General features: G+C 39.9%; 12 protein-coding genes. 7 read left to right on the forward strand and 5 right to left on the reverse strand.

Annotated features, from left to right (window positions below):
* Positions 1 to 5: 5 nt before the first annotated feature.
* The gene (gene hemN, locus Q1R07_RS00430; RefSeq protein ID WP_300484864.1) at positions 6 to 1,367 is read right to left on the reverse strand and encodes an oxygen-independent coproporphyrinogen III oxidase; all 1,362 of its coding nucleotides are present in this window, start codon (positions 1,365 to 1,367) and stop codon (positions 6 to 8) included.
* Between the two features lie 134 nt (positions 1,368 to 1,501).
* On the opposite strand from hemN, the gene Q1R07_RS00435 reads away from it, so the two are divergent.
* The 7 genes from Q1R07_RS00435 to Q1R07_RS00465 all read left to right on the forward strand — a co-directional run bounded on the left by Q1R07_RS00435 (position 1,502) and on the right by Q1R07_RS00465 (position 8,864).
* Entirely contained in the window at positions 1,502 to 1,891 is a 390-nt protein-coding gene (locus tag Q1R07_RS00435; RefSeq protein ID WP_300484867.1) for a rhodanese-like domain-containing protein, read from the forward strand.
* A gap of 12 nt (positions 1,892 to 1,903) precedes the next feature.
* A complete protein-coding gene (locus Q1R07_RS00440) occupies positions 1,904 to 2,650 on the forward strand; it encodes a histidine kinase (RefSeq protein ID WP_300484869.1) in 747 nt (248 codons plus the stop codon).
* Positions 2,619 to 3,338, forward strand: a complete 720-nt coding sequence (locus Q1R07_RS00445) for a response regulator transcription factor (protein ID WP_300484871.1) — start codon at positions 2,619 to 2,621, stop codon at positions 3,336 to 3,338. The genes Q1R07_RS00440 and Q1R07_RS00445 overlap by 32 nt, the downstream gene beginning before the upstream one ends.
* A 124-nt stretch (positions 3,339 to 3,462) precedes the next feature.
* Complete coding sequence (locus Q1R07_RS00450; protein ID WP_300484873.1) at positions 3,463 to 5,733, forward strand: cation:proton antiporter; 2,271 nt, start codon at positions 3,463 to 3,465, stop codon at positions 5,731 to 5,733.
* A gap of 61 nt (positions 5,734 to 5,794) precedes the next feature.
* Positions 5,795 to 6,355, forward strand: coding sequence for an AraC family transcriptional regulator (locus Q1R07_RS00455; protein WP_300484875.1), 561 nt, complete (start codon positions 5,795 to 5,797; stop codon positions 6,353 to 6,355).
* Positions 6,356 to 6,438: 83 nt separating this feature from the next.
* The gene (locus Q1R07_RS00460) at positions 6,439 to 8,643 is read left to right on the forward strand and encodes a heavy metal translocating P-type ATPase (protein ID WP_300484876.1); all 2,205 of its coding nucleotides are present in this window, start codon (positions 6,439 to 6,441) and stop codon (positions 8,641 to 8,643) included.
* 5 nt (positions 8,644 to 8,648) lie between these two features.
* Positions 8,649 to 8,864: a hypothetical protein gene (locus tag Q1R07_RS00465; protein WP_300484877.1), complete on the forward strand. Its 216-nt coding sequence runs from the start codon at positions 8,649 to 8,651 to the stop codon at positions 8,862 to 8,864.
* Between the two features lie 106 nt (positions 8,865 to 8,970).
* Here the strand turns inward: Q1R07_RS00465 and Q1R07_RS00470 are convergent, their stop codons facing one another.
* The 4 genes from Q1R07_RS00470 to Q1R07_RS00485 all read right to left on the reverse strand — a co-directional run.
* Positions 8,971 to 9,993, reverse strand: a complete 1,023-nt coding sequence (locus Q1R07_RS00470; RefSeq protein ID WP_300484878.1) for a M28 family metallopeptidase — start codon at positions 9,991 to 9,993, stop codon at positions 8,971 to 8,973.
* A gap of 122 nt (positions 9,994 to 10,115) precedes the next feature.
* Positions 10,116 to 10,778 carry a thiamine diphosphokinase gene (locus Q1R07_RS00475; RefSeq protein ID WP_300484880.1) on the reverse strand — a complete coding sequence of 221 codons (663 nt, stop codon included), beginning with the start codon at positions 10,776 to 10,778 and terminating at the stop codon, positions 10,116 to 10,118.
* Between the two features lie 82 nt (positions 10,779 to 10,860).
* Positions 10,861 to 11,676: a DUF4249 domain-containing protein gene (locus Q1R07_RS00480; RefSeq protein WP_300484882.1), complete on the reverse strand. Its 816-nt coding sequence runs from the start codon at positions 11,674 to 11,676 to the stop codon at positions 10,861 to 10,863.
* A 24-nt stretch (positions 11,677 to 11,700) separates the two neighbouring features.
* On the reverse strand, positions 11,701 to 13,967 hold a 2,267-nt coding region (locus Q1R07_RS00485), incomplete at its 5' end, for a TonB-dependent receptor (RefSeq protein ID WP_300484883.1).

The following is a 13,967-nucleotide window of genomic DNA, read 5'->3' on the forward strand; positions in this document are numbered from 1 at the left end:
CGTTTTTAAATGGTCATGGAAAATAATTGCGTTTCGGGTGCTTTTCGTTTTAAACGCAAATCAAAAGCCATACATATATTGCGAACAAACGGTTTCCCTTTTTCGGTAACGGTAATACCGTCATCGGTGATTTTTAATAATCCGTCTTTTTCTATTTCCTGTAAAGAGGCGATGATACGCTCTTGTTCCGGAAATTGTTCTTCATTGTCCCATTTGGTCTGAAACCGGCACATCAGATTTAAAATATGACGACGAATGATCAAATCTTCATGAGTTAGAATATGACCTTTAAAAACAGCCAGTTCGTTTTTTTCCAGACGGGCATAATAGTCTTCCAGTGTTTTCTCATTTTGAGCAAAAGCATACCAGCTATCACTAATGGACGATACGCCTAATCCAATCATCAACTGTGTTTTGGAAGAAGTATACCCCATAAAATTGCGATGCAGTTTTCCGTTTTGAAACGCATCATACATAGTATCGTCTTCAATCGCAAAATGATCCATACCGATTTCATAAAAACCGTTTTTTTCCAGCATCATTTTCCCGACCTCATAAAGTTGTCTTTTTTTCTGATCTTTCGGTACATCTTCATCTTTAAAACCGCGTTGCCCGTTTCCTTTAATCCACGGTACATGAGCATAACTATAAAACGCCAGTCGATGAGGTGCCAGTGATTTTGTTTTTTCGATCGTGTCGATCACATCTTCCAGTTTTTGAAATGGCAAACCAAATACCAGATCGTGTGAAATAGAAGTATAGCCGATTTCTTTGGCCCAAAAAGTTACTTTGGCCACATTATGGAACGATTGTTCGCGATGGATCGCTTTCTGAACGGCAGGACTGTAATCCTGAACACCAAAACTTACCCGGCGAAATCCCAGTTCATAAAGCTTTACAAGATGTGCCCGGGTTGTATTGTTGGGATGTCCTTCAAAGCTGAATTCGTAGTTATCCATACGGTTGGCACGACTCAAAATTCCATTGATCAAAAGTTCAAGGTTTTCTGGAGAAAAAAAGGTAGGTGTACCACCGCCCAAATGGATTTCCCGGATATTCGGTGTTTCCGGAAAGGTATCGCAATACAATGCCCATTCCTTTAAAACGGCCTGAATATAGGTGTCTTCAACATCATGACGTTTGGTAATCCGTTTGTGACATCCGCAAAAAGTACACAGACTTTCGCAAAACGGTAGATGAATATAAAGACTAATGCCTTCGGAAGTATTGCTCTCCCGGAACGAACGGATATACGTATCGCGCCATGCCGCAACAGAAAACTGCGAATCGTCCCAATACGGAACCGTTGGATAGCTTGTATAGCGCGGTCCGGGAACATTATATTTTTGAACTAGTGAAATTGCCATAACCTAAAACTGAATTTTCAACAAACAAAATTAAATTATAGGGCTTCAAAAAAAAATGATATTTATCATACGAAAACATTGGCAGACGATTACAGACATTTTTTGTACTTTTAGGCCTTTAATATTGGACGATTATGAAATTGAAAATTTTTAAACTGTTATTTTTTGTATTGTTTTTTACCGCTTGTCAGGCACAGGTAAAACAAGGAACCCAATTGGTTAACCCGGAAGTTTTTGAAAAAACAATTACAGCCAATAAAGGACAACTGATCGATGTGCGTACTCCAAAAGAATACCAGTCCGGTCACTTGAAAGGTGCTAAAAACCTGCATATTTACGAAAAGAACTTTGGAGAGGAAGTGGACAAATTGGATAAAACAAAACCGGTTTATGTGTACTGCAAAGCAGGAGGAAGAAGTGCTGAAGCGGTTGAAATCCTACAAGAAAAAGGGTTTAAAAAGATCGTGGAACTGGACGGCGGTATCGACGCATGGAATGATCAGAAAAAACCGGTGGAAAAATAAGACTTTTAGGACATGACAAACCTGGATTATATATTTTTATTTTTGTGTCTGCTGATCCTTTGTATCGCCGGCTATCTCTTGTATAGACTGCAACAGCTGGAAAAAGAGAAAAAGTATATGCAGGTTAAATATGTGGATTTTGAAGAGCGTTTCAACCATTTGCAATTGGAAACACTCGAATCCAAACTGAATCCGCATTTGTTTAAAAATATATTAAATTCGATACAATCACATGCCTATCAAACGTATTTTGCGATGGATAAGCTGTCGAATGTTCTGGATTATATCTTGTATGAAAGTAGAAGGCGTTTTGTGAGCCCAAAAGAAGAAATTGATTTCGCTTTAAACCTGATTGAGATTAATAAAATCAAAATTAGTCCGCTTTTTGCCCTTACGGTAAAAAAGAAAATCGACGAAACGGATGCCTCGTACCAACAACAGTTAATGGCTCCGCTAATTTCGATCGATCTGATTGAAAATGCATTTAAACATGCCGATTTGCAAAGTGCCGATGCTTTTATTACGGTTGTTATCGAATTAAAAGGTCAGGTTTTTTCAATGACGGTGACCAATAAAATTTCCAGCAAAGCGGCCTTTAAAAAAGACAATAGCGGACTAGGATCGGAAACCTTGGAACAACGATTAAAGATTATTTATAAAAACCATTATAAACTGGACAAATTCATTGAAGGAGATGTCTATGTTGCACAATTAAAAATTGATTTACGTGAGTACAAAACTCAAATGCTTGCTTCTTGACGACGAATTACCGGGATTAACCTATCTTAAAATGCTTTGTGAGCAAATTCCCGAATTGGAAGTGATCAAAGCTTTTAATAACCCGGAAACGTTTCTTGCCGAATGTAATAAGCATGATTTTGACCTTTTGATTTCCGATATTGAGATGCCGGGAATGAATGGATTACAAGTCGCTAACTTATTGGAAGGGAAGGCAATTATTTTTACGACAGCCTACAAAGACTTTGCGGCCGAAGCATACGACCTTGATGCGGTGGATTATGTCGTAAAACCAATTAAAAAAGAGCGCTTGCAACAAGCCGTTCAAAAAGCATTAAAACGTTTTGAGACTACAAAAACGACTCGAAAACATTTGCAATTAAATACCGATAAAGGTAAAACCATATTATCGATCGATCAGATTTTCTTTATCAAATCGGCAGAAACCGACAGCCGGGATAAAGTGATTTATCTACAGGATCTTACCAATTTTGTCGCTAAAAATTACTCTTTTGATAAGTTGTTAAAACAATTGCCTGCGGAAGAATTTTGCCGGATCAATAAAAAAGAAGCTTTGGCCATTAAAAACATACAGTTTTATTCGCACGACGAGATTACTGCCAATGTGATGATGGCAAATGGTAAGCCGTTTAGTTTCGGTTTAAGTGAAAGTTACCGACCGGAATTTGTAGAGAAAGTGAAGCTATAGTATTTCGTTACAATTTTTGCCGGCTTCGTTACAAGAGGCGTTTTTAATATTACGAATTCATTTTTTTTCAAGGCTTTATATAGCATATTTGCACCAAAATAAGTGTAAGCCAAAATGATAACTTATGAAAAATTTTAAAAATAGCTTTTTTTATGTCGGCGTATTGGGAGTCGCTTTTGCGGCCATGTATTGGACCGTCCAAAACGGAAAGGTTCTGGAAGGTGGCCGTCATATTGTATTGCCCAATTCCGGGAATAGCCAATGGCAGGAATTTTTGGCATCTCTAATTCATAATCTGACACATCCGTTAGCGATTTTATTAGCACAAATTGTGACCATTGTTTTTGTGGCACGTTTGTTCGGAGAGTTATGTAAAAAAATAGGCCAACCAATGGTCATCGGTGAAATACTTGCCGGTATCGTACTAGGTCCCTCGCTTGTAGGAACCTATTTTCCGGAGTTTTCCAATTTATTATTTCCGGAAGCCTCATTAGGGAATTTACAGTTCCTGAGTCAGATCGGATTAATCCTTTTTATGTTTGTGGTCGGGATGGAACTCGATCTGAAAGTACTCCAAAATAAAGCCAAAGAAGCAGTGGTTATCAGCCATGCGAGTATCGTAATTCCGTTTACCCTCGGTATGGTTCTGGCTTATTTTATTTACACCCAATTTGCCCCGGATGGTGTAGAATTCCTTTCGTTTGCTTTGTTTACCGGTATCGCAATGAGTATTACGGCTTTCCCGGTATTGGCACGTATTGTACAGGAAAGAGGATTACACCGAACCAAACTTGGCGCAATGGTAATTACCTGTGCCGCAGCCGATGATATTACAGCCTGGTGTATTCTGGCCGCTGTAATCGCAATTGTAAAGGCCGGTTCGTTTTTAAGTTCCTTATATATTATAGCATTGGCGATTATCTATGTGATTCTAATGCTAAAAGTGGTGCGCCCGTTCCTAAAAAGAATCGGGGAATTGTACACCAGTAAAGAAAGCATTACCAAATCGGTTGTAGCAATATTTTTCCTGACGTTATTAATCTCATCCTATGCTACGGAAGTAATTGGTATTCACGCTTTATTCGGAGCTTTTATGGCCGGAGCGATTATGCCGGACAATATGCGTTTTCGAAATATCTTTATCGAAAAAGTGGAGGACGTTTCGCAGGTGATGTTACTACCGTTGTTTTTCGTTTTTACCGGATTACGTACCCAAATCGGACTTTTGGATGATCCGTATTTATGGAAAATCTGTGGTTTGATTGTATTGGTAGCAGTTGTTGGAAAATTTGTAGGAAGTACGATAACGGCCAGATTCGTAGGTCAGAACTGGCGCGATAGTTTAATGATCGGTGCGCTGATGAATACCAGAGGATTGATGGAGTTGGTCGTGTTAAATATCGGATACGATTTAGGGGTGTTAAAACCGGAAATCTTTGCGATGATGGTTATCATGGCTTTGGCTACAACCTTAATGACCGGACCGGCTTTAGATTTGATCAATTTTATATTCAAGACCAAAGACGAGATTATCCCGGCTGAAATCAGTCAGGTAAGTAAATATAAGGTATTGGTATCGTTCGATACGCCCGAAGAAGGAAAAGGTTTATTACGACTTGCGAATACTTTTGTTAAGAAGATGAAGAAAAATGCGATGGTTACGGCCATGCATATTCCGTCGAGTAACGAAGTACATCCCTTTAATGTGGAAGAATTCGAAGAACAATGTTTTAAACCGGTATTAGCCGAATCGAAAGAGTTAAAACAAAAGGTGACTACTTTGTTTAAAACCTCAACCGATGTGGATTCGGATATTATCGAAGTGTCCAATAAAGGTGAATTTGACCTGGTTTTGGTCGCTTTAGGACAATCTATTTTTGAAGGAACACTATTGGGAAAAATCCTTGGATTTACAACCCGTATCATCAATCCGGAAAACCTGTTGAATAAGTTTACCGGTAAGGAAAAACTATTCGAAAATTCACCGTTTGACGAACGTACCGAGCAAATTCTGGCAAAAACAGAAGTTCCGGTAGGGGTGTTGGTGAACAAAAATTTTGAAAAAGCCGATCGCGTTTTTGTGACCTTATTCGATGATTCCGATGCTTTCCTGATCGAATACGCCCAAAAGCTTATCGCAAATGTCGAATCGCAGGTAACGGTTCTGGATGTGGTTGGAAATATTAAAAATAATGCGACAATCAAAGAAGGTATCCGTGCGATCGAACAACAGGCGCCTAATCATATTAAGTTATTAAACGAACGCAAAATAGAAAAGGACTTTTTACAGGATCAAGATTTAATGATCATTAGTGTTGACAGCTGGAAAAAACTGGTAGAATCCAGAAGTACCTGGCTAAATAATACACCATCATTACTCATCTTAAAACCTTAAAAAGAAGTTAAGAATTTAAAATACCGTTGGCAAATTGTATTTTTGACAGTATATTTAGAATATGAAAATAGCTGTTAAAAATATGGTTTGCCAACGTTGCGTTTTGGCCGTTACCCAAATCCTGGATCAAATGGATCTTCCATACCAACAGGTTACGATGGGTGAAGTAACACTTGCGGATTCCGTTTCGGAAGAAAAACGGCAACAGTTTTCGGAGGCTTTGGAGGCGATTGGTTTCGAGATTATCGATGACAAACGCAAGCAGCTTATTGAAAAAGTGAAAACAACGATTATCAATTTTATTCACCACGATCAGGAAAAAACAAAACTGACGGTATCGGAATTCCTATCGGATAAAGTACAATACGACTATAATTATCTGAGTAGTCTTTTTTCGGAAATGGAAGGGATTACGATCGAAAAATACTTGATCAACCAAAAGATCGAGAAGGTAAAAGAACTGATTGTTTACGATGAATTGTCGTTAAAACAAATCGCCGATTTGTTAGGTTACAGTAGTGTAGCGTATCTGAGTAATCAGTTTAAAAAAGTAACGGGATTAACACCGTCGCACTTTAAGAACATCCGTTCGGAAAAACGAATTCCGTTAGACAAAGTGTAAATCTTACAACTCCATTATAAAATTCTACAATAGTTTTCTGCGCATTCCGGTCTAACTTTGTTCTAACAAAAACAAATAACGATATGGAAGCCATCACTAAAAATTTTCCGGTAACCGGAATGACCTGTGCTTCATGTGCGGTAAGCGTGGAGAGTATGTTGAAACATCAGAAAGGTGTTATCGACGCCGCAGTTAATTATGCGAATGCCTCTGCCAAAGTAGAATACGATTCGAATGTTGCTTCGCTCGACGATTTTAAAAAAGCCATGCAAGCCATTGGTTACGATATGATCATTGAAGAAGATGTCAATGTAAACGAGCTAGTCGAAACCCAACAAAAAAATCATTACGAAGAACTAAAAAAGAAAACGATAGGCGCGTCACTATTAACCCTTCCGGTTTTTATCATCGGGATGTTTTTTATGGATATGCCCTACGGAAATGAAATCATGTGGTTTTTTGCCACACCGGTTTTGTTCTGGTATGGAAAAGATTTCTTTATAAATGCCTGGAAACAGTTAAAACACCGTTCGGCCAATATGGATACTCTGGTCGCACTGAGTACCGGTATCGCCTATGTTTTTAGTGTTTTTAATACCCTTTTTGCCGATTTCTGGCATCAAAGAGGACTACATGCCCATGTTTATTTTGAAGCGGCTACGGTGGTGATTGCGTTTATTCTTTTGGGTAAATTATTGGAAGAGAAAGCCAAAGGAAATACGGCTTCAGCAATTAAAAAACTGATGGGATTACAACCCAAAACGGTAACCGTGGTAAAAGACAACGGGGAGTTTATGGAAGCGCCAATCGAATCGATTGTGTTGGATGATCTGATTCTGGTAAAACCCGGAGAGAAAATTGCTGTAGATGGGGAAGTGGTTTCCGGAAGTTCGTTTGTAGACGAAAGTATGATTTCCGGAGAGCCGGTACCGGTTGAAAAGGGAATCGGAGCGACTGTTTTTGCCGGAACACTCAACCAAAAAGGTAGTTTACAGTTCCGGGCGCGGAAAGTAGGCGGGGATACCTTACTGGCGCATATCATTAAAATGGTACAGAATGCACAGGGTAGTAAAGCACCGGTTCAAAAACTGGTCGATAAAATTGCCGGGATATTTGTACCGATTGTGGTAGGAATTTCGATCCTGACCTTAATTATATGGCTGATTTTTGGCGGTGAAAACGGATTTACCCAAGGCTTAATGGCGATGGTAACGGTATTGGTAATTGCCTGTCCATGTGCCTTAGGATTGGCTACACCAACGGCTATTATGGTTGGTGTTGGAAAAGGAGCCGAACAGGGCATTCTGATAAAAGATGCCGAAAGTCTGGAATTGGCTCAAAAAGTAGATACCATTATTTTGGATAAAACAGGAACAATTACGGAAGGAAAACCAAAAGTTACCGCTACAAAATGGTTACATGACAATGCCGCTAAAGCAGCAATCTTAAAAACCATTGAAAAACAGTCCGAACATCCATTAGCGCAGGCGGTGGTTGAGGAATATGCTTTACTGGATACGATTGGTCTGGATCATTTCGAAAGCATTACCGGATTTGGCGTAAAAGCGACTGCCGGTGGCGAAACCTATTTTGTTGGAAATCAGAAATTGATGGAAAATGAAAAGATTCGCATTTCAGACGAATTACAGCGATTTGCAGACGAATATTACCAAAATGCAGCTACGGTATTGTTTTTTGGTTCGACTCAGGAAGTGTTGGCTATTATCGCGGTTCAGGATGCGATTAAACCAACATCGGTACAGGCTATCGAAGAATTGCAACGCGACGGTATCGAAGTGATTATGCTAACGGGTGATAATGAGGCAACGGCTTCTTCCGTTTCCAGACAACTCAATATTAAACGGTACAAGGCGGGTGTTTTGCCACAGGATAAATCGGAGTTTGTAAAACAATTGCAACACGAAGGTCGCGTGGTGGCTATGGTTGGCGACGGAATTAACGACAGTGCGGCACTGGCGCAGGCCAATGTGAGTATTGCAATGGGAAAAGGATCGGATATTGCGATGGATGTTGCGCATATGACGATCATTTCGTCCGATTTGAAAAAAATCCCGGTGGCGATTCACTTGTCAAAACAAACCGTAAAAACAATCAAACAAAACCTGTTTTGGGCGTTTATCTATAACGTTATCGGAATTCCGATTGCCGCCGGCGTATTGTTCCCGATTAACGGATTTTTACTAAACCCGATGATTGCCGGAGCCGCTATGGCAATGAGTTCCGTGAGTGTGGTGAGCAACAGTTTACTTTTAAAATTTAAAAAATAAATACAATGAAAACGATGAAATTTAAAACCAATATTAAATGTGCCGGATGTATCGAAAAAGTGACTCCGGTGTTAAATCCGCTTGTGGGTTCGGATAACTGGAAAGTGGATACCGAAAACCCGCAAAAGATTCTGACCATTAACAGCGATACGGTTTCGGAAGCTACGTTAGCGGAACAATTAAAAAATGTAGGTTATATAATTGAGAAAGTAACCGAATAAAAAAACAGCTGTCGGATTCTTATGATCTGACAGCTGTTCCGGATTAATCTTTAATTTGTACACCTGATCTGTTTTTAAAATGGGTCGGGTGTTTTTATTTTAGGATTTATTCACCGTTTTTATCCACTACGATACGGTTAGGGCGATTGGCCAGTTCCCATGCGGTAGCAAAAGCCAGTTTGGCTCTTTTTTCCAGTAAGTCGTACTCAATTTTGTCCGGAGTGTCACCCGGTTGATGGTAATCTTCATGAACACCATTAAAGAAAAAGATCGCCGGTACGCCGTGTTTCGCAAAGTTATAATGGTCGGAACGGAAATAGATTTGTTCCGGATCGTTTCGGTCGTTGTATTTGTAATCCAATAACAGGTTTACATATTTTTTATTGGCCTCTTCGTTGATGTTATGCAAATCCGTACTCAAACGGTCGGAACCGATCACATACACATAGTTACCATTGTCTTTATGTGCCGGATCACGTCGTCCGATCATATCGATATTGATATCGGCAATCGTGTTTTTTAATGGGAATAACGGATGTTCGGAATAGTATCGGGATCCGTGTAATCCGTGTTCTTCTCCGGTCACATGTAGAAAAAGGATCGAACGTTTTGGTCCGTGGCCGGCTTTTTTGGCATCCATAAAAGCCTGAGCGATTTCCAGTAACGCTACCGTTCCGGAACCATCGTCATCGGCACCATTATAAATCTCTCCGTTTTTCATCCCTACGTGATCATAGTGCGCAGAAATCACCAATACCTCATCCGGTTTTTCAGAACCTTCGATATAGGCCCAGATATTTTCCGAATCTCCTAATTTAGGACTAAAGGGACGCACCATAAATTCGGAAGGAACTTTCTGATAAAAACTATCAGCTCCTTTTGGATAGGAAATCCCCATTTTTTTGTATTCGGCAATCAGGTATTCGCCGGCTTTTTTCTGTCCCGGTTCGCCGGTATTACGCCCCTGCATCTCGTCGGAAGCTACAATATAAAGGTGTTTTTTTAATTCTTCCTTATTAATTGTGTTCATATACTTGGATACATAATCCTTGGAGGAACTATTCTTCTGGGAAGAACAGCTGCTCAAAAACAGGGAAAGTGCGAGACCGCAAAGAAATATTTTTTTCATTGGTTTTGGAGTTGTAGGTTGTATGCTTATTTATATGTAGCCTAAAATACTATTTTGTTTCAATTGAAAAGTGAATTTTATTTATTATTTATTTTTAGGGTTAAAAAAGTAAATAATAAATACTAATCAAAACATTCCATTAGTAATAAATCACCTGATGTGTGTTCGATGCAAACCAGTCCGTCTTCATTTACATGATTACTGCTTCCGGTTCGATAACCAATGGTTAAGGTATCGTTTTGCAATGGATAGAATAGGTTTTTAGAGTGGATGCCTGCTACGGTTCCAATCGGAATTAAGGAAAGTATCGTATGGGCCGGATACCATTTTTCAAACTTTTTTGGTAGCAGGAATACTTTGGAATGATCATCCAGTATTACAATCTTCAGAAGGTTGCGGTAGCGGACAATATTGGTGATGTTGCTAATGGTATGATCAGCTCTTCTTCCGGTAGCCCAAACGACATTAACAGCCGGTATTTTTCGTTCGATAAGATAGTCAAAGGCCTTTTCCAGATCGGTTTTGTCCTGGTCGGGTGTATGAACAATTTCAATTGGATATTGGGTTTGACGATAAAATTCCGCATCAAAATCACGGTCGAAGTCCCCTAAGAGTACATCTACTTTGATCCCGAGATCCAGAACGCGTTCCATAGCCGAATCGAGTACGATGACTAAAGGCGACCATTCCAACAGCTGTCCGAGCAATTCGTCGTTACAGGGCGCTCCGTTGGCAATAATTAAGGCCGGTTCCTGGTCGTCGCGGACAATATGGTGTGAAGACATTTGTTTACTTTTGAGTTATTCCAAAAGTAAGCAATGATTTTAAAACAAAAAAGACAACCGGTGAAAGTTGTCTTTTAGATTTTTATTCAATAACATAATTGGTTTCGGCGACTTCCGACAGGCTAAAATACCCGAGGGGATAATTGGCCTGATTGTTTTGGTTGATCACGTTACCGCGTACGGTAGCCGGTGGCGTTTGGAACGGTCCGCCGCCGCCTTGTGCCACACTAATCAAAATGTTCATATAATTGTAATATTGTCTGGAAATCCCCATTAAACGGATGTTTACGTTATCGTTAACTTTCAGATCTTCGTGCGAATAAATATCGAAAGTCGTGTTTCCCTGTACAAAACGGTCGTCGCTGGAACGGAAAACAGCCAAAGTATTATTGCGAATATAACGGAATAAATAGTAGTTGTCTTCGTCTCCGGGATCGTTATAAAAGGTCTTTAACTCAATCTGATCACCGGTAAAACCACCGTCGTTTTTCTGTTCGATATTTAGAATATCGGCTACGCTTTTTAAGGTTTCGGTTGCTTTATAGGTTACGCCATTGCTAACGATGGTCAGGGTATAGGTTTCTCCTAAAACCGGTTGGAAATTGGTACAGATATATTCACCGGGTACGGCTTCCAAAAAGTTAAAATCAACGTTACTGCTGTTGGTTACGACCACAGTAGCACCGCTTACTTTCGGAATTTCCGTACCGAAATAATCGGCGGTGGTGGTTAAATAGATTACCTGATTATTACCTGTTGTCCCTTTAATCCAGTTAAGGGCGGCATCCACAACCAATCGAGGCGGAGCACTGTCCAGTTTAACATCGACAACTTCTTCGCAGCTATTCAGCATCAGAATTGCAAACAGGAATGTGAAATATTTTAATATGGTTTTCATAATGATACGTTCTTAATGGATACTTTAGAATTTGAAGTTATACGTTACCGATGGTACAATTCCGAAAATAGAAAGTTTTATCGCTTCGTTTCGGGCCGTATCTTCGTTTTGACGGAAACTGATTGAGGCTGCGTTTTTGCGGCTGTACAGGTTGTAAATACTAAATACCCATTCGCCTTGCCATCCTTTTTTCTTTTCCGGTTTCGGTGTATAGGTTGCCGATACATCCAGGTGGTGGTATAACGGAAGGTTATTGTCGTTACGGCTACCGTAGCTCGGTACCGAAATTCCCTGATAAATATACTGTCCGTTTGGATAGGTTACCGGTTGACCGGATTGTAATGCGAAGATGGCTCCGAAAGTCCATTTTTCGGTATGGGTATACGATCCAGTGATCGAAAGGTTATGGGTTTTGTCGTATCCGGTACGGTACCAGTCACCGTTATTGATTCCGGTTTCGTTTGGCGTTCTTCCCGGTGTTTGTTGTTCGGAACGGGATAAAGTATAGGATACCCAACCGGTTAATTTTCCGGTGTTTTTGCGTAACAATACTTCCAAACCGTAGGCGCGGGCTTTTCCGTTAAGGATTACCTGTTCGATCGCATTATTAGCAATTAGATCGGCTCCGTCAATATAGTCGACGCGGTTTTTGATGTTTTTGTAAAAGGTTTCCACTTCAAGGGAATATTTATCCTCATTGAAATTACGGAAATAACCAATCGCATATTGATCCAATGTCTGCGGTTTTAAGAAATTATCACTTGGCGCCCATACGTCTAAAGGCGTAGGAGAAGCTGTATTGGAAATCAAATGCAAATACTGACTCATACGGTTGTAACTCGCCTTTATGGATTGATCATCGTTTAAAGCATAGGAAACGGCGACACGAGGTTCAAAATTATCAAAGCTGGCGATGGTTTTATTTCGTCCGAAGTATTCGCTTCCGGTAGGTGTTGCTTTTTCGTAAATCTTTAAATCGTCGTTAAAAATAACCGCCTGATTGTTTGCGTAGGTGTTGATTTTTTGTTGTCCCAAACGGTAGAACATCGAATAGCGCAAACCGTAGTTAACGGAAAGGTTTTCGGTTAGTTTTTGTTCGGCATCGATATAAAATGAAGGCTCAAAGGCATATTTTTTATCCAATTGATCTGCGTTGATACCGGAATTCGGTTTGTTTGGTTCAATAGTTCCCGGGTTAAAATCATAATAAATAGCATTCACACCGTAGCTCAATTGTAGCTTATTGGAAATATAGTGTTTCAGATCGTATTTAAAGTTATAGTTTTTAATACCTGAATCCCAGTTAAATCCAACAAAGTCCAGTGTTAGTCCATAATAGTAGTCGCTATAAATCATTGACATATTGGAGAATAATTTATCGGAAAACAAATGATTCCAACGCAGATTAACCACGGTATTACCATAGGTATTCTTAAAGCTATCATTTAAATCAAACACATCACGACCAAAATAACCAGATAGATACAGGTTATTATTATCGTTTAATTTATAGCTTAGTTTGGTGTTTAAATCATAGAAATAAGCGGAGTTTTTATTGTCCGTCATTTTCAGGAATAAATGGGCGTAGGAACTTCTTCCGGCTACCAGAAACGAACCGCGGTCTTTGGTAATTGGTCCTTCGGCCAATAGACGGCTGGAAATTAATCCGATACCACCATTCATATGGAATTCTTTACTGTTTCCTTCCTTTTGGTAAATGTCTAAAACAGAGGATAGTCGGCCACCAAATCGAGCCGGAATACCGCCTTTATACAGTTTCAGATCTTTGATCGCATCGGAATTAAAAACCGAAAAGAAACCGAAAAGGTGAGAGGAATTGTAAATAGTAGCCTCGTCCAGTAAGATCAGGTTCTGATCGGCTGCGCCACCACGTACGTTAAATCCTGAGGCGCCTTCACCGGCATTGGTTACTCCGGGAAGTGTCAGAATTGACTTTAAAACGTCGGTTTCTCCTAAAACAACCGGCATTTTTTTGATTTCTTTAATGGAAAGTTTGTTAACACTCATCTCCGGTCGGCGAATATCGACCTTTTTCTTGTTTTCGGTGATAACCACTTCCTGTAGTTCTCGTGAGTTTTCGCCTAATGCGAAGTTTTTACGGGTGTTTTGGTTCAGATTAAGCGTTTCTTCAACACCTTGATATCCCATATAGTTTATCTGTACGGTGTAGGTTCCCTTCGGAACGGTAATCGAGTAGAAGCCATACTCGTTTGTTGTAGCACCTGTTTGCAGGCTTTTGATGTAAACCGTTACCCCAATCAGGGTTTCGT

The organism is Flavobacterium sp., assembly GCF_030146175.1.
Classification (GTDB): Bacteria; Bacteroidota; Bacteroidia; order Flavobacteriales; family Flavobacteriaceae; genus Flavobacterium.

Coding starts and splice junctions, on each gene's coding strand:
- hemN (WP_300484864.1), bottom strand. CDS start 1,367: ATGGCAATTTCACTAGTTCAAAAATATAATGTTCCCGGACCGCGCTAT.
- Q1R07_RS00435 (WP_300484867.1), top strand. CDS start 1,502: ATGAAATTGAAAATTTTTAAACTGTTATTTTTTGTATTGTTTTTTACC.
- Q1R07_RS00440 (WP_300484869.1), top strand. CDS start 1,904: ATGACAAACCTGGATTATATATTTTTATTTTTGTGTCTGCTGATCCTT.
- Q1R07_RS00450 (WP_300484873.1), top strand. CDS start 3,463: ATGAAAAATTTTAAAAATAGCTTTTTTTATGTCGGCGTATTGGGAGTC.
- Q1R07_RS00455 (WP_300484875.1), top strand. CDS start 5,795: ATGAAAATAGCTGTTAAAAATATGGTTTGCCAACGTTGCGTTTTGGCC.
- Q1R07_RS00460 (WP_300484876.1), top strand. CDS start 6,439: ATGGAAGCCATCACTAAAAATTTTCCGGTAACCGGAATGACCTGTGCT.
- Q1R07_RS00465 (WP_300484877.1), top strand. CDS start 8,649: ATGAAAACGATGAAATTTAAAACCAATATTAAATGTGCCGGATGTATC.
- Q1R07_RS00470 (WP_300484878.1), bottom strand. CDS start 9,993: ATGAAAAAAATATTTCTTTGCGGTCTCGCACTTTCCCTGTTTTTGAGC.
- Q1R07_RS00475 (WP_300484880.1), bottom strand. CDS start 10,778: ATGTCTTCACACCATATTGTCCGCGACGACCAGGAACCGGCCTTAATT.
- Q1R07_RS00480 (WP_300484882.1), bottom strand. CDS start 11,676: ATGAAAACCATATTAAAATATTTCACATTCCTGTTTGCAATTCTGATG.